This window comes from Peribacillus sp. NPDC097895 (assembly GCF_050277555.1).
Classification (GTDB): Bacteria; Bacillota; Bacilli; order Bacillales; family DSM-1321; genus Peribacillus.
Genome location: NZ_JBNNSH010000002.1, coordinates 629209 through 647174, shown reverse-complemented (window position 1 = coordinate 647174; position 17966 = coordinate 629209). Strand labels below are relative to the sequence as shown.

The 17966-nt window shown below is 42.0% G+C and carries 15 protein-coding genes and 1 riboswitch; of the genes, 7 read left to right on the top strand and 8 right to left on the bottom strand.

The annotated features are described in order from the left end of the window. The first annotated feature begins 44 nt into the window (after positions 1-44). Complete coding sequence (locus ACQKMH_RS14500; protein ID WP_144550728.1) at positions 45-512, top strand: CBS domain-containing protein; 468 nt, start codon at positions 45-47, stop codon at positions 510-512. Positions 513-566: 54 nt separating this feature from the next. Here the strand turns inward: ACQKMH_RS14500 and ACQKMH_RS14495 are convergent, their stop codons facing one another. The 4 genes from ACQKMH_RS14495 to ACQKMH_RS14480 all read right to left on the bottom strand — a co-directional run bounded on the left by ACQKMH_RS14495 (position 567) and on the right by ACQKMH_RS14480 (position 4891). After that, entirely contained in the window at positions 567-2678 is a 2112-nt protein-coding gene (locus ACQKMH_RS14495; protein WP_427588518.1) for a peptidoglycan D,D-transpeptidase FtsI family protein, read from the bottom strand. Between the two features lie 390 nt (positions 2679-3068). Continuing rightward, positions 3069-3422, bottom strand: coding sequence for a hypothetical protein (locus ACQKMH_RS14490; RefSeq protein ID WP_427588203.1), 354 nt, complete (start codon positions 3420-3422; stop codon positions 3069-3071). A gap of 75 nt (positions 3423-3497) precedes the next feature. Continuing rightward, a complete protein-coding gene (locus ACQKMH_RS14485) occupies positions 3498-4622 on the bottom strand; it encodes a DUF2515 family protein (protein ID WP_427588202.1) in 1125 nt (374 codons plus the stop codon). Positions 4623-4717: 95 nt separating this feature from the next. Continuing rightward, positions 4718-4891, bottom strand: a complete 174-nt coding sequence (locus ACQKMH_RS14480; RefSeq protein ID WP_427588201.1) for a hypothetical protein — start codon at positions 4889-4891, stop codon at positions 4718-4720. 512 nt (positions 4892-5403) lie between these two features. On the opposite strand from ACQKMH_RS14480, the gene ACQKMH_RS14475 reads away from it, so the two are divergent. The 3 genes from ACQKMH_RS14475 (at position 5404) to ACQKMH_RS14465 (ending at position 9554) form a co-directional block, all read left to right on the top strand. Continuing rightward, the gene (locus tag ACQKMH_RS14475; protein ID WP_427588200.1) at positions 5404-7155 is read left to right on the top strand and encodes an ABC transporter ATP-binding protein; all 1752 of its coding nucleotides are present in this window, start codon (positions 5404-5406) and stop codon (positions 7153-7155) included. Then, positions 7152-9170 (top strand): ABC transporter ATP-binding protein, encoded by a 2019-nt coding sequence (locus tag ACQKMH_RS14470; RefSeq protein ID WP_427588199.1) that lies wholly within the window; start codon positions 7152-7154, stop codon positions 9168-9170. The genes ACQKMH_RS14475 and ACQKMH_RS14470 overlap by 4 nt, the downstream gene beginning before the upstream one ends. 135 nt (positions 9171-9305) lie before the next feature. Further along, positions 9306-9554: a type B 50S ribosomal protein L31 gene (locus tag ACQKMH_RS14465; protein ID WP_427588198.1), complete on the top strand. Its 249-nt coding sequence runs from the start codon at positions 9306-9308 to the stop codon at positions 9552-9554. A 346-nt stretch (positions 9555-9900) separates the two neighbouring features. Here the strand turns inward: ACQKMH_RS14465 and metC are convergent, their stop codons facing one another. Together metC and ACQKMH_RS14455 are read right to left on the bottom strand one after the other, a co-directional pair. After that, complete coding sequence (metC, locus tag ACQKMH_RS14460; RefSeq protein WP_427588197.1) at positions 9901-11082, bottom strand: cystathionine beta-lyase; 1182 nt, start codon at positions 11080-11082, stop codon at positions 9901-9903. Further along, the gene (locus tag ACQKMH_RS14455; RefSeq protein ID WP_427588196.1) at positions 11079-12191 is read right to left on the bottom strand and encodes a methionine biosynthesis PLP-dependent protein; all 1113 of its coding nucleotides are present in this window, start codon (positions 12189-12191) and stop codon (positions 11079-11081) included. Before ACQKMH_RS14455 ends, metC begins: the two co-directional genes overlap by 4 nt. A gap of 86 nt (positions 12192-12277) precedes the next feature. Beyond that, positions 12278-12391: riboswitch (SAM riboswitch) on the bottom strand. A gap of 336 nt (positions 12392-12727) precedes the next feature. On the opposite strand from ACQKMH_RS14455, the gene fumC reads away from it, so the two are divergent. Both fumC and ACQKMH_RS14445 read left to right on the top strand, forming a co-directional pair. Beyond that, entirely contained in the window at positions 12728-14110 is a 1383-nt protein-coding gene (gene fumC / locus ACQKMH_RS14450) for a class II fumarate hydratase (protein WP_427588195.1), read from the top strand. A 106-nt stretch (positions 14111-14216) separates the two neighbouring features. Beyond that, on the top strand, positions 14217-14459 hold the full coding sequence (locus tag ACQKMH_RS14445; protein WP_427588194.1) for a hypothetical protein: 243 nt from the start codon (positions 14217-14219) through the stop codon (positions 14457-14459). A 50-nt stretch (positions 14460-14509) separates the two neighbouring features. Here ACQKMH_RS14445 and ACQKMH_RS14440 read toward each other — a convergent pair whose 3' ends face one another. Then, entirely contained in the window at positions 14510-15655 is a 1146-nt protein-coding gene (locus tag ACQKMH_RS14440; RefSeq protein WP_427588193.1) for an ABC transporter ATP-binding protein, read from the bottom strand. A 123-nt stretch (positions 15656-15778) separates the two neighbouring features. Beyond that, positions 15779-16666, bottom strand: a complete 888-nt coding sequence (locus ACQKMH_RS14435; protein WP_427588192.1) for a PucR family transcriptional regulator — start codon at positions 16664-16666, stop codon at positions 15779-15781. Positions 16667-16855: 189 nt separating this feature from the next. Between ACQKMH_RS14435 and ACQKMH_RS14430 the strand changes: the two genes are divergently transcribed. Next, the gene (locus ACQKMH_RS14430) at positions 16856-17893 is read left to right on the top strand and encodes an SDR family oxidoreductase (protein ID WP_427588191.1); all 1038 of its coding nucleotides are present in this window, start codon (positions 16856-16858) and stop codon (positions 17891-17893) included. The last annotated feature ends 73 nt before the right edge of the window (positions 17894-17966 follow it).

The window sequence follows — 17966 nt, the reverse complement described above, 5'->3', positions numbered from 1 at the left end:
AGATGAAATCAGAACGTCAAACTTATAAAAAGGGGTGTTTTTATATGTTAGTTAAGGATTTCATGATAAGGGAAGTCTATGTAGCCCGTCCCGATTTTACATTAAAAGAAATCCTGCGAACTTTAATCGAAAATAAAGTGGGCGGGGTTCCGGTCGTGGATGAACACGATAAGCTATTGGGGATGGTGACGGACGGGGATATCCTTCGTTATTTGACACCTGCAGAGGAAGCGATCATGGGGTATTTCACATACATTACCATCCTTCCTGGTGAAGAATTGGATGAAAAGGTCACATCCAAAATGAATGACAAAGTCTCACAGATCATTAAAAATAAAAAAATCACGAAGTTGTCCCCCGAAGATCCGTTAGAGGATTTGATAAAGGTCCTTTCCAAGCATCATTTCAAGAAAATCCCCGTCGTGGACAAAAATGATAAAGTCATCGGCATCATCAGCAGGGGAGATGCACTAAGGGCTCTTTATAAGGAATTCGTTCAAAAGCTGGAATAAATGGAGCATCAAAAAAGGCCTACTCGTAATCGAGCAGGCCTTTTTTTGTAATTATCATTGAGGGCTTTCTACTGCCTTATCTGCATCAGATTCACCTTTCGCTCTTTTTTCCTTCAATTTAAAGTAGGCATCCATCACTTCCTCCCCAATCCGTTTGTTAATATCGTCTGAAGGCTTACCTTGATACACCCATGGCACGACGACAGAGAATGCCACTTCAGGGTTATTGTGAGGTGCATATCCTACAAGTGTCAGATTGATAGTCGGAACTGGCGCGCTATATTGATTCCTCCGCGGTCCGTCGTAAAAGGCCTCGGCAGTACCTGTTTTTGCTGCCGCACGGTAGGACTTCCCGCCGAAATATTTATAGGCCGTCCCGCCTGGCTCCTGGGCAACCTGCCTGAATCCTTCCTGGACACGCTGTATCCAAACGTCTTTCCCATCTAAGTCATTTAACACTTTGGGGCTCATTGTTTTAAAAACGCTCCCCAATTCATTGTGTTCATTGGAAGGATTCCTTATTTCCCTGACCATACGGGGCTCCAGCCTTTTTCCGCCATTTGCAATCGTTGATACATACTGTGCCAATTGCATAGGAGTATATGTATCATACTGTCCAATCGATAAATCCAGCAGCAATCCGTCTGTTGACATATCGACTCCTTTAAATCCGACTGATTCATTTGGCAGGTCGATGCCTGTACGGACACCCAATCCGAATTGGGCATAATGATTCCGCATGATGGCATAAGCTTCCCTGTTGATTCCTAACGGTCGATGTGGTATATAATGCCCGCCCGCTATTTTGATCGCCGTCATGAACATATAAACATTCGACGATTTCTTTAACGCGGTGACATCTGTTACATAACCCAAATCACTATAAGATCCTTTCTTAGCCCCTGCTAAAAGGAGTTTTCTGTCAAAAAAAGCTGACCCTGGTGCGATGGCTCCTGTCTGAAAGCCCGTGTAGACAGTGGCTCCTTTAACAGATGACCCCATCGTATAGGATGTCGTGATGTTACCAAGGGCGAAATCGTTCATTTCGGTCAAGCCGGTTTTACTGTTGCGGCCGTATTGTCTACCGGCCATGGTTAGCACCTCGCCTGTGTTCGGATCCATCAAAACGACGAAGGCACGATCCAATAAGTAGGTATTTCCTTTAGCCTTAGTTCTCCGCAATTCGCTCTCGATGATAGCTTCTACCTTTTGCTGCAGCTCCATATCAATTGTCAGGACCAAGTCTTTTCCGCTTTGCCCTTCAGTGAGGGTATTCGTTTTGATGACTTCGCCTTTGCTCAGCACATTTTCAACCCGCGTCTTTTGACCGCGCAGGACATCTTCATATTGTTTTTCGATATAACTTTTTCCGACCCGATCATTCCTGGTATAGTCGCGTGCTAGATAATAGTCAATATTTTCACTGGGAATTCCTTCTTCTGAAGAAGAGACTTTGCCTAGAACCGAGCGCAGGGTCTCCTCATACTTATAGGTCCTTTCCCAATCCGTCGTTACGTCCACGCCTGGCATTTCATCCAAATGCTCACTAACCCTGGCGTATTCTTTTGTAGTGACATCTTTATTCTTCACGATGGACGGAGTGAGGGCATAGCCACTATTGAATTCCCTGAAGATGGCGATCACTTCCAATTCATCCTTGGTGAATTCATTGATATTCTCTTCGGTGACCCGTTCCATTTGAAGTTTGTATAAACTTTTTTGCTCCAGTTTCTTTTCTACTACTTTCTTCCGTTCTGCCTTGGTGATCAAAGCTTCGGCTTCTTTCGGGTGTTTTAAAATCCAAAAGTCCTTTTTATCCGGCAATGTTACCTTTTTCGTATCTTTTTCTATCAAGGTAGCAAGGACCTCGGCCGTTTTCACCATGTCGGCCGTTTTCGTATTTGGATATTTCGTATAAGTAATGGCGTTACGTGGCTCATTGTCAACGACCGGGTTCAAGTTGCGGTCATACATCTTACCACGCGGAACTGGGGTATTGGCCACATCGTTTTCCGTTCTGTCGACTTCGCGGAGATAATCATTTCCATACACGATTTGGACGATACCAAGCCTGATTATTAAGCTTGAAAATAAAATGAATATTAAAAAGAACATAATGTTCAATCGGAAAGGAATTGGATTTTTTTTCTTTTTTCCCTTGGCCATCATTTTCATTCCTTTCTAGTAAAAGTAAAATATAAGAAAATTCCTATCTCCAATGATATATAAAATTAACTTATTTTTCTATGCTTTATCCGTAAATTTATCTATAATGCCAAAAGAATGTTATTAATCTATAAAATTACTGGTGTTCATAAAATTAGGTAAATTGAAATAATTTGAATGATAATGATTTTGGTAAGGTTTTAATAGATAAAGAGAGGGTCAAGCCAAGCAGGATGGTAATCAAGAGAGGAATGGATTATGATTCGCTCATGTAAAAAGGAGAAGTTCAAATCAAGAAGAGGTCGTGATAAAAGACCGATGATTGACATGCATCTCCGTAGAGAATTCAGTCACAAGGTCTTTTTGTACCATGACTTTTTAAATAGTCCATTAGTTTGCTTCATATTTCCTAACGGGAGTTTCAGTCGCCACACAGATTATCTCTTTGAAATATCCGCAAAGCTCGAGCCACTTTTCAGGGTAAATATAGATAAAACGTTCCATCGTTTCTAAAGAGTGCAACACCAGGCAATCGATTTGATCCGTTTTTTTATTTTGTAAATTGAATAGAAGTTCATGTGGGATCGTGTAATAAGGATGGAGCTGATAAGGATTCAGTATGACCGGGGAAATATTTTTTTCTTCTATATACTTGTCCGTTACAATCTTTTGGATCGCAAAGCTTTCATTCGTATGTAAATCCCCGATTTTGCTGTTTGGATTCAATAGTACAATGCCTCTCATTTGATTCACCCATTCTTTTTTGCTAACCATTCTTGCCAAATGGAGGATGGGATATTCAAAGTAAGAGACATGATGCTAGAAAAAGGCTTTCAGTTCGTTTATGGTTTTGAGATGTTTGACATTTTCGAGCACCTTGTAGGTCAGGTCCACCTTTTTTATAATAGGTGAGCTTTGTAAATCTTCAATCTGGCTTTCCTTTGTAAACCAATCAATGGAAAGGGGAGGAAAGAATTTTTGATCTGCCCATGCATCATGAAGAGTGGGACTGTAGATTTTATCATCTTTGGATGCGGATGCATCGGATGCATCGGAGGTATATATGGTTTGCCAATAATCCTTTCTCGAGCCAGTATGTGGAACCTCTTTTATAAACTGGCCAACACCGCGAAAAACTGCTGGCTGAAAAAGAAGCTCATATAAGAATTTTCCCGTTTCAATTCGCTGTTTCGGATCGGCAAAGCGTTCAACGGTAAGGCCGGTCAAGGAATGGAGTCCGTCCTTCTTATTTGCATAAGGAAAGATCACGTTCGTGAAGCCTAAGAATTCCTGTAGCTGAAAATCAAGCCTTCGGAGGATTTCACCATGATGGGTGCGTTTTATTACCCTTTCCTGAAGCATTCTTTGTTCATTGATGATAAGTGACGTTGTCAAAAGGGGTGACTGGGGTTCTTTGATGAAAGATTCCCAAATCGGGGCCATGAATCTTGAAATATGGAAGATGGGTAAATACTTTCTTAATGGAAGCTCTTTTTGTTTAGAATGTTCATATAAAAGGAGTTGAGGGAAGGCATCGGCAAATATGGCTGAATTGGCGCGCTCAAGGAACAGGAAAAATTTCTGCCGTTCCGCGCTGTCAAGGAGATGGGTCATGGATGAACTTTTCAAGTCAGTCATATGGTATCCGCCATTCCTTGAAACCATATGTGCTAAAAAGGCCCAATGTACCTCGGGGTTACGATTGTAATAGGCAAGATATGCTTGTGTTCTTGTGATATTATTGCGATTCAAGGCAGCCGTCTTGGATCGAATGCTTTTTACAAGCGCGGTTTCCTCGGGGAAAAAAGCTTTTGATCCGTCCGTAGGCTGAAAAAGCTCTTTTTGTAAATGGGATTTTAGCGTGTCATAACTTTCTGCATCGATGATGGGTTTCGTTTTGACAAAGCTTTTGCCTAACAGCTTCTGCACATATTGGGAAAACATACAATCACCACAAATGTTTTTCAATCATTATATGCAGAGCGGTCAAGAAAGGGGCTTTGCATTTGCAACGCCCTCAAGTTCATCGTTGAATTTTGTTATCGGTTATTTTTCTTCTTCTTTTCCAGGTGCAATAAGATATAATAAACGATCCAGAAAAGTAACACGGGAATAAAGGATAATGGTGTATATTTGACCGGTACGGCAAATAAGATGAAAATGGATAAAAATAAAAAGGGAACCGCTAGGAGTATATATTTTCTCCAATGCATATGCTGAACCTCCTTAGGTTACGTCATTCTTATTAAGAATAAAGGATTATCCATCAATAATCTAGAAAACTGACAATTGACAAAAATATACACACGTAGTAATCTTTAAACACGAGTTAAATATTACCATTATTCAATGAGAAAGGAGACGAACGTCATGACTAAATCAGTTAAGCACATAGATGCCATAACCGAATATTATCATACGTCCTCCTGCCTTGAGACTTTGTCTTTCTAGATAAAGTCTCGAATGTGCTCATTGATCATTTTAAAGCGCAGGTTGTGGATTTTCGCGGCCTGCGCCTTTATATGTGTTCTTACACATCTAAAAGCTTCCGCTAATTGGCGGAGGCTTTTTGGTCTTTGGGGATTCAGGTGCAATAGCATCCTTTCCATATTAAAGATAGGAGGAATTAGAAATGAGACAAAAAACATTGGGAGTTTTACTGCAGCCAGGAGATCCAGAAAGCGGTTAGCGCAGGGGCAGTTTGGAACTTAAGGGAGGGGAATTCATGTTTGCGATTTTTAAAAAGCTGTCTTGGTTCTTTAAGGAACAATGGCAGCGTTATACCTGTGCCATTTTATTTTTATGTCTAGTGAATATTTTGGAGGTTATCCCGCCGAAGCTCGTCGGGAATGCCATCGATGATATGAACAATGGCAACATGACGCAGGAAGGAGTCATGAAATACGTTATTTATTTGCTTATGGTGCTGTGTGGCAGCTACTTATTTGGGTATTTATGGAGTTATCTGTTATTTGGCGGCGGAAACTTGGTCGAACGAAAACTAAGGTCCGGGTTTATGGGGCATTTGTTGAAAATGTCGCCGGCTTTTTATGAAAAAAACCGTACAGGGGACTTAATGGCAAGGGCCACCAATGATTTAAAGGCAATATCACTCACTGCTGGCTTCGGGATATTGACGCTCGTTGACTCGGTGCTGTTCACCATTACGGTCGTTGTCATGATGGGTGCAACCATCAGCTGGCAGTTGACGATTGCGGCGGTGCTGCCCCTTCCAATCATGGCAGTGATGATGCAAATCTACGTGAAGAAAATTTATAAACGATTTACGGATGCACAAGCAGCCTTTGGTACTTTAAATGACAAGGTTCTGGAATCCATTTCAGGTGTCCGTGTAATCCGGGCCTATGTCCAGGAACGGGAGGACGAAAAGCGATTTGATGAAATGACAGAGGATGTATATCGTAAAAACCTTGCAGTGGCAAGAATCGATGCCCTTTTTGATCCGACGATCAGCATTATTATCGGCATCAGTTATTTAATCGGTTTGGGCTATGGGGCTTATCTGGTTTTTCAACAGACCATAACGCTAGGCGGACTTGTTTCGTTCAATGTGTACCTAGGAATGTTAATCTGGCCGATGATCGCGGTGGGTGAACTGATCAATGTCATGCAAAGGGGAAATGCTTCGCTTGATCGTGTTCAAGATACCCTTTCATATGAAGCGGATGTGAAAAACTCAATGGGGCTGGAGCATATTCCAAATCCGGAAAATATCCGATTCAATCAAGTGTTTTTTACATACCCATCCTCTTCAGTAGTGAATCTATCCAATATTTCCGTTCGACTTGAACGTGGTCAAACATTAGGGATAGTCGGAAAAACAGGAAGTGGAAAAACGACATTCGTGAAGCAATTACTGCGGGAATATCCTTTAGGAAAAGGGGAAATATCCTTTGCCGGCATGCAGTTGGAGCAACTGGATCTTGAAGATATACGCAACTGGATCGGCTACGTTCCACAGGACCATTTTTTATTTTCAAAGTCTGTGAGGGAAAATATCTTATTCGGTAAAATGGATGCAACGGAAGATGAACTGGCTGAAGCTATCCGGCTTGCTGATTTTGAGAAGGATTTAATGATGCTGCCCAATCGACTTGAGACACTCGTCGGTGAGAAGGGTGTCGCTCTTTCTGGAGGGCAAAAGCAGAGGATCTCGATTGCGAGGGCACTGATTAAAAATCCGGAAATCCTTATATTGGATGATTCCTTATCTGCTGTAGATGCGAAAACGGAAACGACAATCATTGAAAATATCCAAAATGAACGGGCAGGGAAAACGACCATCATCACAACCCATCGCTTATCAGCCGTTCAACATGCGGATAGGATCATCGTATTGGACAGCGGAGAGATCATCGAAGAGGGAACTCATGAGGATTTACTGCAACATAAAGGCTGGTATAAGGAGCAATACGAGCGACAGCAGGTTGACGAAGGGACGGAGATGAAGGCATGAAGGTCGTAAAGAAACTGTTTGATTATGCTGCCCTTTATAAAAAATTGATCATTGGCGCATTGATCATGCTGACACTTTCAGTAGCGGCCGATTTAACGGGACCGTTCGTTGCCAAGAAAATCATCGACTCACATATACTTGGCATCGAATCTTCTTGGTATGAATCGGAAAAAGGAAAAGATGCTGTTAAGTATGATGAAAATTGGTATAAACGGGCGGAGTACTTTACTGAAGGTGAGAAGAAAGGTAGGGAAGTCCACGTTTTGCAGGTTGGCAATCAATTTGTCTTCGTAAACGAAGGTATACCCATGGATGGGCGCAGAACCTTGGAGAACCAAACGTTAATCATCAAGAAAGACGGGAAAGAGCAAAGGGCGCAAGTAGAGAAATTGACGAGTCAGGAAGTGATGGGGTTTTACCAACCGGAAATCCCGCGAATCTTGAAGCTTGTGGCTTTTTACTTTGGCCTTGTCATCATCTCATCCATTTTTCAATATGGGCAAAGCTTTTATCTACAGAAAGCGGCTAACCGAATCATTCAGAGAATGCGAAATGATATTTTTACACATATTTCCCGGTTGCCGATTCGTTACTTCGATAATATGCCAGCGGGGAAAGTTGTAGCAAGGGTCACAAATGATACCGAGGCGATCAGGGAATTATATGTAACCGTGCTCGCCAACTTCTTTTCGAGCACGATTAATATCTTCGGAGTTCTCATCGCTTTATATATTCTGGATGCACGCGCCGGTACCATGGGCCTTTTACTTATTCCGATCATCGTTATCTGGACGACGGTATACCGTAAATTCGCCTCGAAATATAATCACATCATTCGGGAGCGGGTCAGTGATATTAATGGGATGATCAATGAATCCATTTCAGGAATGAGCATCATTCAGGCTTTTGGGCGTGAAAAGGAGACGAAGCAATCTTTTGAAAATTTGAACCGGGAGCATTATTCCTATCAAAATAAAATGCTCCATTTAAATTCGTTGACGGGTGGGAACTTGATTGGCGTCATTAAGGTTTTGGCGCTGATAGTATTCGTCTGGTATTTCGGTGGAATTTCACTTACAGCTAGTTCAGCGATTTCTTTAGGGATGATGTATGCAATTGTTGATTTGATCAGCCGCCTGCTTCACCCGCTTCACGGAATCGTCAATCAGTTCGCCAACCTGGAACAGGCGCTTGTTGCTGGGGAGCGGGCATTCAGTTTATTGGATGAGCAGGGATTGGCAGTCAGTGATGAAAACATATCCAGATACAAAGGAAATGTGCAATTTGACCATGTTTCTTTTGGCTATAAGGATAATGAATATGTGTTAAAAGACATTTCCTTCTCAGCAAAACAAGGGGAAACGGTCGCCTTGGTTGGCCATACTGGTTCGGGAAAAAGTTCTATAATGAATTTATTGTTCCGTTTTTATGACAGCAGTGAAGGGCAAATCAAAATTGATGGAAGGGATATTTTGGTTATACCCCATCAAACGCTTAGGGAGCATATGGGAATTGTCCTTCAAGATCCCTATTTATTTACTGGCACCATCGCATCCAATATCTCCTTGAACCATAAAGGAATCACAAGGGAAATGGTTGAAAAGGCATTAAAGGATGTAGGAGGGGACAAAGTGCTGAAGCACCTTCCTTTAGGGCTGGATGAACCCGTTATAGAAAAAGGAGGAACCCTGTCTTCTGGACAGCGCCAGCTAATCTCTTTTGCACGTGCTCTTGCATTCAATCCGGCGATATTGATTTTGGATGAAGCGACAGCAAGCATCGATACGGAAACAGAGGCAATTATTCAGGAGGGAATGGAGGTGCTGAAAAAAGGGAGAACGACCTTCATCATTGCCCATAGACTTTCCACGATTAAAAATGCCGACCAAATTCTGGTATTGGATAAAGGGCGAATTGCGGAGCAGGGTACACATGAAGAATTAATGGAAGTGAAAGGGAAGTACTATCAAATGTATGAACTGCAGGCTGGTCCCCATAAAGGGATGGCTGGGTGAAATACAATTGAATAAGGATGGATAGACAAGATTACACTATATTGAGGGTGCCGCCTTGGCATCCTTAAGCATAATTCTTGATAATAGTTATCATTACGGTTAACGTATATCTATCCTAACAATGAGGTGATAATAGTGAAACAAGAAATTCATCCTGATTATCAACAAGTAGTATTTATGGATACCAACAGTGGTTACAAATTTTTGACGGGATCCACGAAAACGTCCAATGAAACGATCGAGTGGGAAGACGGTCAAACGTACCCATTATTAAAAGTGGAGATCAGTTCAGATACGCACCCTTTTTATACAGGCAAACAGAAATTCGCAGAAAAAGGCGGACGCGTGGATCGCTTCCTTGATAAATATAATATGAAGAAATGATAGGGAGGCCATCGAGAGGAAGGTGGCCTAGACTGTAGACAAACTCGAAAATAATGGAGTTTGTCTACAGTTTTTTTTAGGTTTGTATAATTTGACCGTTGGTTTCCGCTCCAGGCACTCGCTTTCCGCCCTCGGTGCCCTGCGCCTGCGGGGTCTGCCTTGGACGCGTATTCCCGCAGGTGTCTCGCACACCCGTTCCAATCAACTTTGTTTTGGATGGAACATTTTTATCTACAAACTGAGGCCATCGAGAAATCGTTGGTCTTTTTTGGAGCTGGGTTGAGAAAGAAGTGAAATTCGTGCAAAAAAAAGGGTGCCCATTATATATGAGGCACCCATCTTTTCATCATTTTGCTGCAATAGCTTCCCCTTTTGCAATACGTACAAGGGCGGCATCAAAGTCCTTGATTAAATCGTCCGGATTTTCAAGTCCGACTGAGAGACGAAGCAGGCTGTTGGTGATGCCTCGCTTTTCCCTTTCATCAGCAGGCATGGCAGCATGTGACATTTTAGCCGGGTAGGATAATATCGATTCGACCGCTCCAAGACTCACAGCAAAAACAGGGAGTTCAACAGTGTTCACGAATGAGCGGAAAATTTCCTCGCTTTCCAATTCAAATGATAAGACCGCTCCTGCACCAAGGGACTGTCCCTCCTGGATGGCATACTGCGGATGATCGGCAAGACCAGGATAATAAACTTTTTTCACTAATGGCTGCTCCTTTAAATAGGCGGCAATCTTTTCAGCTCCTCTTTGGGAGTGTTCCATTCTGACGGACAATGTTTTCAGACCCCTCATAACTAGCCAGGCATCCTGAACACCAAGTACAGCTCCAAAGGAGTTTTGGAGGGAACCGAGTCTTTCTGCCAATTCCGGATCCTTCACTACGGCAAGTCCAGCTATTACATCACTATGTCCGGATAAAAACTTCGTCGCACTATGAAGGACAACATCAGCACCCAAGTTCAACGGTTTTTGTAGCGCTGGTGTCAAGAATGTATTATCAACAAAACTTAAGGCACCTGCTTTTTTTGCGATATCACATACGGCTTGAATATCGGTCACTTTAAGTAAAGGATTTGAAGGCGTTTCAATGTATATGGCTCTCGTATTTGGCTGAACGGCCGCCTTGACGCTTTCCAGATCCGTCATGTCTACAAAGGTATGCTCAATATTGAAACGCGTCAGTACGCTTGTGACCATCCTGAACGTTCCGCCATACACATCTTCGGAAATGACGATATGGTCACCGGAAGACAACAAAAGAAAGGCCGTTGAGATGGCTGCCATACCCGATGAAAAGGCAAAGCCGTGAGTGCCCTCCTCAAGTTCGGCTATGATATCTTCAAGTGCCTCGCGAGTTGGATTCCCGCTTCTGCTGTAATCATATTTGCCGTAAGAATCGATATCGGATTGATGGAAAGTGGATGCGTGCTGAATGGGGACGCTCACACCGCCTGTTGTAGGATCGAATTTATGTTGATTATGAAGTAATTTGGTTTCAAAACTAAAATCATGATCTGTCATCGTAGTGCCTCCCTTTTTACATGTGCGAATGCTTGCTGTAAGTCCCCAATCAAATCATCGCTATCCTCGATGCCAACGGAGAAGCGGAGCAGGCGATTACAGACCCCATTTGCCGTTCTTACTTCAAGGGGTATATCGGCATGTGTTTGTGTAGCGGGATAGGTGATGAAGCTTTCAACCCCTCCAAGGCTTTCTGCAAACGAAATTAATGAGAGCGATTGTAAAAATGGGTTGACCGCTGATTCATCAATGATACGGAATGAAATCATGCCACCTCTTCCGGGATACAATACGTCCGTTACACAATCATGTTCAGATAAGTAATCTACAAGTATCTTGGCATTCTTTTCATGACGTTCCATCCGCAATGCCAGGGTTTTCATTCCGCGCATCAGCAGCCAAGAATCAAAGGGGCTCAAGACCGCGCCGGTACCATTATGATGGAAGGCAAGAGCCTCACATAAATCCGTGCCGCTAGCCACGATCAGTCCGGCAAGTACATCATTATGACCACCGAGATACTTGGTGGCACTGTGAATTACAATATCCGCGCCAAGCAGGATGGGTTGCTGAATAAGAGGCGTATAAAAAGTGTTATCAACGATTAACAATAAATTAAACCGTTTTGCCAGTGCGGCAACGGCGCTAATGTCCGTTTGCTGCATAAGGGGGTTAGTGGGAGTTTCGATGAAGATGGCTTTCGTGTGAGGAGTGATGGCTTTCTCGATATCCTCCAAACAACAAGTGTTTACATAGTCACACTGCAACCCCCATTTTTTAAAACCTTGTTCTAACAGTCGATATGTACCGCCATAAAGATCTTCGCTGACAATCCATGCATCGCCTGATTTAAATAGCGCCAGTATCGTGGAAATGGCGGCCATTCCTGAACTGCAGGCATATCCTTGGTCGCCTTTTTCCAAATCGGCAATGGATCGTTCCAATAGCTGTCGTGTGGGATTACCTGTCCTTGTGTAATCGAATCCTGTCGATTGGCCAATTCCTTCGTGTCGGAAAGCTGTTGAAAAGTATACCGGCGGATTTACTGTTCCCGTCGCCGTTTCACTGCGATTTCCTAATTGAGCAAGATATGTTTCGGTTTTGTACATAGTTTTCACTGCTCCTTTGAGTTATATAAAATAAAAAAAAGTCTTCTTTAAGAAGAAGACTTTGATTAAATGGGGATGAGTCATTCTTCTTATCTTCCAAGTTCACAAACTTGTGGAATTAGCACCTTTTCATTGGTTTGAAACAAATGAAGGTTGCTGAGGTGTCATCGGGCCATTCCCTCTACCTCTCTCGATAAGAGTTTAGATTATTCAATTTCTTTTGAATTTACTATATATATAAATTACTGTCAAGAACATTTTGGAAGGAAGTTGCTTCGAGGTTCAGGTTTAGGTCGATTGGGGCCAAGCGGAGTCGACACTTTACGTATTTTAAAAAAATATCAAAAATCTGCATGGGAGCAGGGATAATCGCAATGTTAAATGAGTTTTTCAGAAAAAGGAGGGAAGCCTGGACGGTTTTTTTGCTTTAAAATAATAAAATTTGTACAATGTATAGAGAGAAAGAATAATACGACATTATTCATTTCATATACATAAGGTCTTCGATGAATAGTGCAAACTTAGGAGGAGAACACATGGAATACAGAATCGAACGAGATACGATGGGTGAAGTGAAAGTTCCTGCTGATAAATATTGGGGAGCACAAACTGAGAGAAGCCGCAATAATTTCAAAATCGGTAATGAAAAAATGCCAATTGAATTAGTACGTGCATTTGCATATGTTAAACAAGCTGCGGCAAAGGTGAACTATGACCTTGGTGATCTTTCGGAAGTGAAAAAAAATGCCATCATTAAGATTTGCGGCGAAATTCTTGAAGGTACGCTTGATGAACATTTCCCGCTTGTGGTCTGGCAAACGGGAAGCGGCACACAAAGTAATATGAATGTGAACGAAGTGGTCGCTAACAAAGGGAATGAATGGTTAAAAGAAAATGGTGAATCTGAAACCCTTCACCCGAATGATGATGTTAACAAGGCGCAAAGCTCCAATGATACATTCCCGACCGCCATGCACATTGCTGCCTTCATGGAAGTCGCTGAAAAATTGGTTCCTGCCATTAAAGCACTTCGTGATACATTCGATTCAAAAGAAAAAGAATTCTGGGATGTCGTGAAAATTGGCCGGACACATCTTCAAGATGCAACTCCACTAACTTTAGGACAAGAAATTTCCGGTTGGAAGGCGATGCTAGAAAAAGACTTGGCGATGATTGAGGAAAGCAGCCAAAAATTATTGAACCTTGCACTTGGAGGAACGGCTGTAGGAACTGGAATCAATACTAAAAAAGAATTCCCGGGACTTTCTGCTAAACAAATCGCAGCAGATACAGGACATCCTTTTGTCACTTCGGATAATAAATTCCATGCATTGACAAGCCATAACGAAATCGTTTATGCACATGGTGCATTGAAAGCACTGGCAGCAGATTTAATGAAAATTGCGAACGACGTCAGATGGTTGGCAAGTGGTCCTAGAAGCGGAATCGGTGAAATTGCCATTCCAGAAAACGAGCCAGGCAGCTCCATCATGCCGGGTAAAGTCAATCCAACACAAAGTGAAGCGCTTACGATGATTGCGACACAAATCGTGGGTAACGATGCGACAATTGGCTTTGCAGCAAGCCAAGGTAACTTCGAATTGAACGTTTTTAAACCTGTCATCATCTATAACTTCCTGCAAACGGTTAAATTATTGACGGAAGGCATTCACTCTTTCAACAATAATTGTGCGGTTGGCATCACTGCAAATGAAGATAAAATCAAAGAAAATGTAGAACGTTCCCTTATGTTGGTTACGGCATTGAACCCTCATATTGGTTATGAAAAAGCAGCCAAAATCGCCAAAACTGCATTCAAGGACAATTCTACGTTAAAAGAAGCAGCGTTGAAATTGGAATTCCTGACGGAAGATGAATTCAAAGCGTGGGTCGACCCAGCTAACATGGTTAATAAATAATGACTAGGAATGCCCTCCCACTGTTTTTAGGGAGGGTGTTTCAATATTTGAATCATGGAATGAAAAAACCTAAGATCATACGTTATCTGAAACAGGAGGAAAAACAATGTCTTTATGCCCGCTTTGTAACGGTCTAAGAAAAATTCACGTGAATTGCCCGGAATGCGGCAGTGATCTTGATGATAAAGGGAAATTCATGGATTACGCTGATGAATACAGCGCCTATATGGACATAGACACTCTCAAGCTAAATGACGGGTACCCTCAATCCCTTCAGAAAGGCCAATGCCCGCATATCATGAAATGCTCAGAATGCGGACATGATGAAGTGATATTGGTGCAGGAATAGTTGTCAGAAATAAACACAAAAAGACCCGTTCATGAACGGGCCTTTTGTATTTAATTAGCAGGCAACTTCATGCCTTCAGCAATCTGTTCATCTTCTTCAACTAGAATGCGATGTTCGGTCCCTTTATCAAAAAAGTGGGCTTTATTCATGTCGAGGGCAAGCTCGATGTTTTCGCCTGCATGAATAATATTTTTCGCATCCACCCGGGCAACGAAGTCCTGCCCCTCGAATGTGGAGTAAAGCATAATTTCCGCACCCATGAGTTCAGCTACATCAATTTGGGTCGTGAATGTAGTGTTAGGGGACTCCGTGAAGTAAGCTCCTTCATTATGGAAATCCTCCGGTCGGATGCCGAGGATGATTTCTTTTCCGACATATCCTTGATCACGCAGCATCTTCATCTTAAATTCAGGTATTTCGAGCGATTGCTCACCAATTTTAAAGATGCCATCTTTTAATGTTCCGGTAAAGAAGTTCATCGCAGGTGATCCTATAAAGCCACCGACGAAAACGTTTATCGGTTTCTCGTAAACGTCTTTTGGCGCACCGACCTGTTGGATGATACCATCCTTCATAACGACAAGGCGTGTCGCCATGGTCATTGCCTCTGTTTGGTCATGTGTGACATATATCGTTGTGGTGTCCAGTCGTTTATGTAGTTTAGCGATTTCCGCCCGCATTTGAACCCGTAGCTTTGCGTCGAGATTGGATAATGGCTCATCCATTAAAAAAACTTTTGCGTCACGTACAATTGCACGGCCAAGTGCCACACGCTGCCGCTGTCCACCTGAAAGGGCTTTAGGTTTCCTATTTAGAAACTCTTCCAGTCCGAGGATTTTTGCCGCTTCATTGACCCTTTGCTTGATTTCCGCTTTCGGCGTTTTCCTGAGCTTTAATCCAAAAGCCATATTGTCAAAGACGGACATATGTGGATATAAAGCGTAGTTCTGGAAAACCATCGCAATATCACGATCTTTAGGTGGGACATCATTGACTCGCTTGCCGTCTATATATAAATCCCCTTGTGATATGTCTTCCAGCCCGGCAATCATCCGTAAAGTAGTAGATTTCCCACACCCGGAAGGTCCCACAAAAACAATGAATTCCTTATCTGCAACACGAAGGTTAAAATCTTTAACAGCCGTCACCTTTTTATCATAAATCTTGAATATATGATCTAATACTAACTCTGCCATGAAAAATCCCCCTTTTAAACTACTGATTACTTGTACAATTAACTATAGTCTAAGCTATCAGATTAGAAAAAAGTATAGGCACATTGCACAAAAAAGGTTAATAATCCCTATATGCAATGAATGTTAATCATTCAGTAAAAGAATCAAATAAGCAGTCAAGGCGTGACGAAAGTTTCTAATATCGAGTCCCGTTCTTTCAGTGAATTTATCTATTCGGTATTGTAAGCTGTTCCTGTGTATATAAAGCTGTTTGGCGGCATAGGTGGCATTGGAATTACACTCGATATACGTTTTAATCGTTTTGATAAGTTCAATATCCTGCTGGGTCTTGCCGAGAATTTCATTGATATACCACTTGGTATTCGTAAAGGATTGCTCCTTTAATAGTGAGTGTGGGATGATGTCTGCCAAATCAGCCACCTTTAAATCCGGCAAATGCACTTGGGCCAAATCAAAACATTTTTTTTCCTGATTCCTGTGATGACGAAGTTCTTGATTGACAGGGTGAAAGCGCCCGGTGAACATCCGGGTCTTTACATAAAAATCACTTTCAAGCGTCGATGTAATGGCGATTAGTTCATTTTTGGATAAGGATCCATCCTTGTCCGTTTCTATTAAAATTCCTGCGGTTTCATTTTCCCAGACGAAGGCTGCGTCAGATGGAACGAAAGCGAGGAAGGCGTCTTCAAAATCAGTGTTGGAAAAATCATCATGTGTCAGTTTAAAATGAATGAATCGAACATTCTCCCAGTTAGTTAAAGGCAAGGGTGCATTAGGTTCGGATAAAAAAGAGTTCCATGATGCGTTTGGAAACGTGGTGAGGTCATTTTGGCTAAAGGAAGGAGCGAATAGTAATTCCAGTAAACGGATTTCTTCGGCCGTGATTTCTGAACGGGGAATGCCAAGTATCATTCCTATTGAGTCTTCGAACCAAACATATTCAGAAATGTCATCAGTATCCAATTTATTGGAAAGAGCGTTCGGGAATTTTTGTTTTAGATTTTCAAGCATTTTCTTCACCTTCTTTCTCCCTATTTATCTCATTATAGCGAAAAGCCAAATCATAAGAAAACTAGTTTTCATTCCGTCAAATAAAATCCATGGTTAAATAAGAGATTTTAAATATTTACAAATATTATAAATTTTAGGGGATGTCATTGCGTATGCTTTAAGGACTATCGTTAAAGAGGAGGAGATCGTATGAACATTTTAATATTGGGAGGTACACGGTTTTTAGGCCGATATTTAGTTAAGGCAGCCCTGGAGAAAGGGCATGAGGTCACACTTTTTAATCGTGGAAGCAATCCTGATGTTTTTCGCGAAATAGAACAGGTAAGAGGGGACCGCGATGGGGATCTCGAAATGTTAAAGGGAAAACAATGGGATGCAGTCATTGACACATCTGGTTTCATCCCTAGAACTGTATCGAGATCTTGCAGATTACTCAATCATGTTAAACATTATACATATATTTCAAGTATCTCAGCTTATAAGGATCCAAGCAAACCAGGTATTGATGAAAATGGAGAGGTTCATACACTAAGTGAAAAAAAAGTAGAAGAAATCACCCACGGTACAGCTGGACCAATATATGGTGAATATTATGGTCCACTAAAATCATTGAGCGAAAAAGCAGCTGAAAAAGAGCTACCGGGGAAAGTCTTGTCAATTCGTGCTGGCCAAATAGTAGGTCCATATGATTACACCGACCGATTGCCATATTGGCTTAAAAGAATAGCGGAAGGGGGAGAAATTTTATCCCCGGGACGCCCAGGTCGTCCAATCCAAATTATCGATGTAAGGGATTTAGCTCAATGGATCATACAAATGATAGAAAAAAGTATAACAGGTGCATTTAACGCCGTTGGACCCAATTACACTCTAACTATGGGACAGTTACTTGAAGAATGCAAAAAGGTAACAAGAAGTGGTGCTACCTTTACATGGGTATCTGAAAAGTTTTTATTGGAAAATAAAGTAGAGCCGTGGGGAGAAATGCCTTTATGGATACCAGAGGAATTCCCTTTACCAGGAGCTAAGGAACCCTTGAATGGATTTTTGGCTGTCGATAACAAAAAGGCGATCAATAATGGACTATCCTTCCGTCCTCTTTCAGAAACCCTCGAAGATATTTGGGATTGGGAAAAGAATCGTTCAGGATCTGCTGAAAGAAAAACTGGCATTCATAGACAACATGAAAGTGATCTCCTTCGATTGTGGAAACAGACAGTTGGTTAAAACCTTCTTTTATTCTAAAGAAGTTATGATTCAACCCCTTAACCTCCAGAAGGTATTAAAAAAGCGATGGGGT

Excerpts from the sequence above, each read along its gene's own strand:
- ACQKMH_RS14500 (WP_144550728.1), top strand. The coding sequence starts at position 45 with ATGTTAGTTAAGGATTTCATGATAAGGGAAGTCTATGTAGCCCGTCCC.
- ACQKMH_RS14495 (WP_427588518.1), bottom strand. The coding sequence starts at position 2,678 with ATGGCCAAGGGAAAAAAGAAAAAAAATCCAATTCCTTTCCGATTGAAC.
- ACQKMH_RS14490 (WP_427588203.1), bottom strand. The coding sequence starts at position 3,422 with ATGAGAGGCATTGTACTATTGAATCCAAACAGCAAAATCGGGGATTTA.
- ACQKMH_RS14485 (WP_427588202.1), bottom strand. The coding sequence starts at position 4,622 with ATGTTTTCCCAATATGTGCAGAAGCTGTTAGGCAAAAGCTTTGTCAAA.
- ACQKMH_RS14480 (WP_427588201.1), bottom strand. The coding sequence starts at position 4,891 with ATGCATTGGAGAAAATATATACTCCTAGCGGTTCCCTTTTTATTTTTA.
- ACQKMH_RS14475 (WP_427588200.1), top strand. The coding sequence starts at position 5,404 with ATGTTTGCGATTTTTAAAAAGCTGTCTTGGTTCTTTAAGGAACAATGG.
- ACQKMH_RS14470 (WP_427588199.1), top strand. The coding sequence starts at position 7,152 with ATGAAGGTCGTAAAGAAACTGTTTGATTATGCTGCCCTTTATAAAAAA.
- metC (WP_427588197.1), bottom strand. The coding sequence starts at position 11,082 with ATGACAGATCATGATTTTAGTTTTGAAACCAAATTACTTCATAATCAA.
- ACQKMH_RS14455 (WP_427588196.1), bottom strand. The coding sequence starts at position 12,191 with ATGTACAAAACCGAAACATATCTTGCTCAATTAGGAAATCGCAGTGAA.
- fumC (WP_427588195.1), top strand. The coding sequence starts at position 12,728 with ATGGAATACAGAATCGAACGAGATACGATGGGTGAAGTGAAAGTTCCT.
- ACQKMH_RS14445 (WP_427588194.1), top strand. The coding sequence starts at position 14,217 with ATGTCTTTATGCCCGCTTTGTAACGGTCTAAGAAAAATTCACGTGAAT.
- ACQKMH_RS14440 (WP_427588193.1), bottom strand. The coding sequence starts at position 15,655 with ATGGCAGAGTTAGTATTAGATCATATATTCAAGATTTATGATAAAAAG.
- ACQKMH_RS14435 (WP_427588192.1), bottom strand. The coding sequence starts at position 16,666 with ATGCTTGAAAATCTAAAACAAAAATTCCCGAACGCTCTTTCCAATAAA.
- ACQKMH_RS14430 (WP_427588191.1), top strand. The coding sequence starts at position 16,856 with ATGAACATTTTAATATTGGGAGGTACACGGTTTTTAGGCCGATATTTA.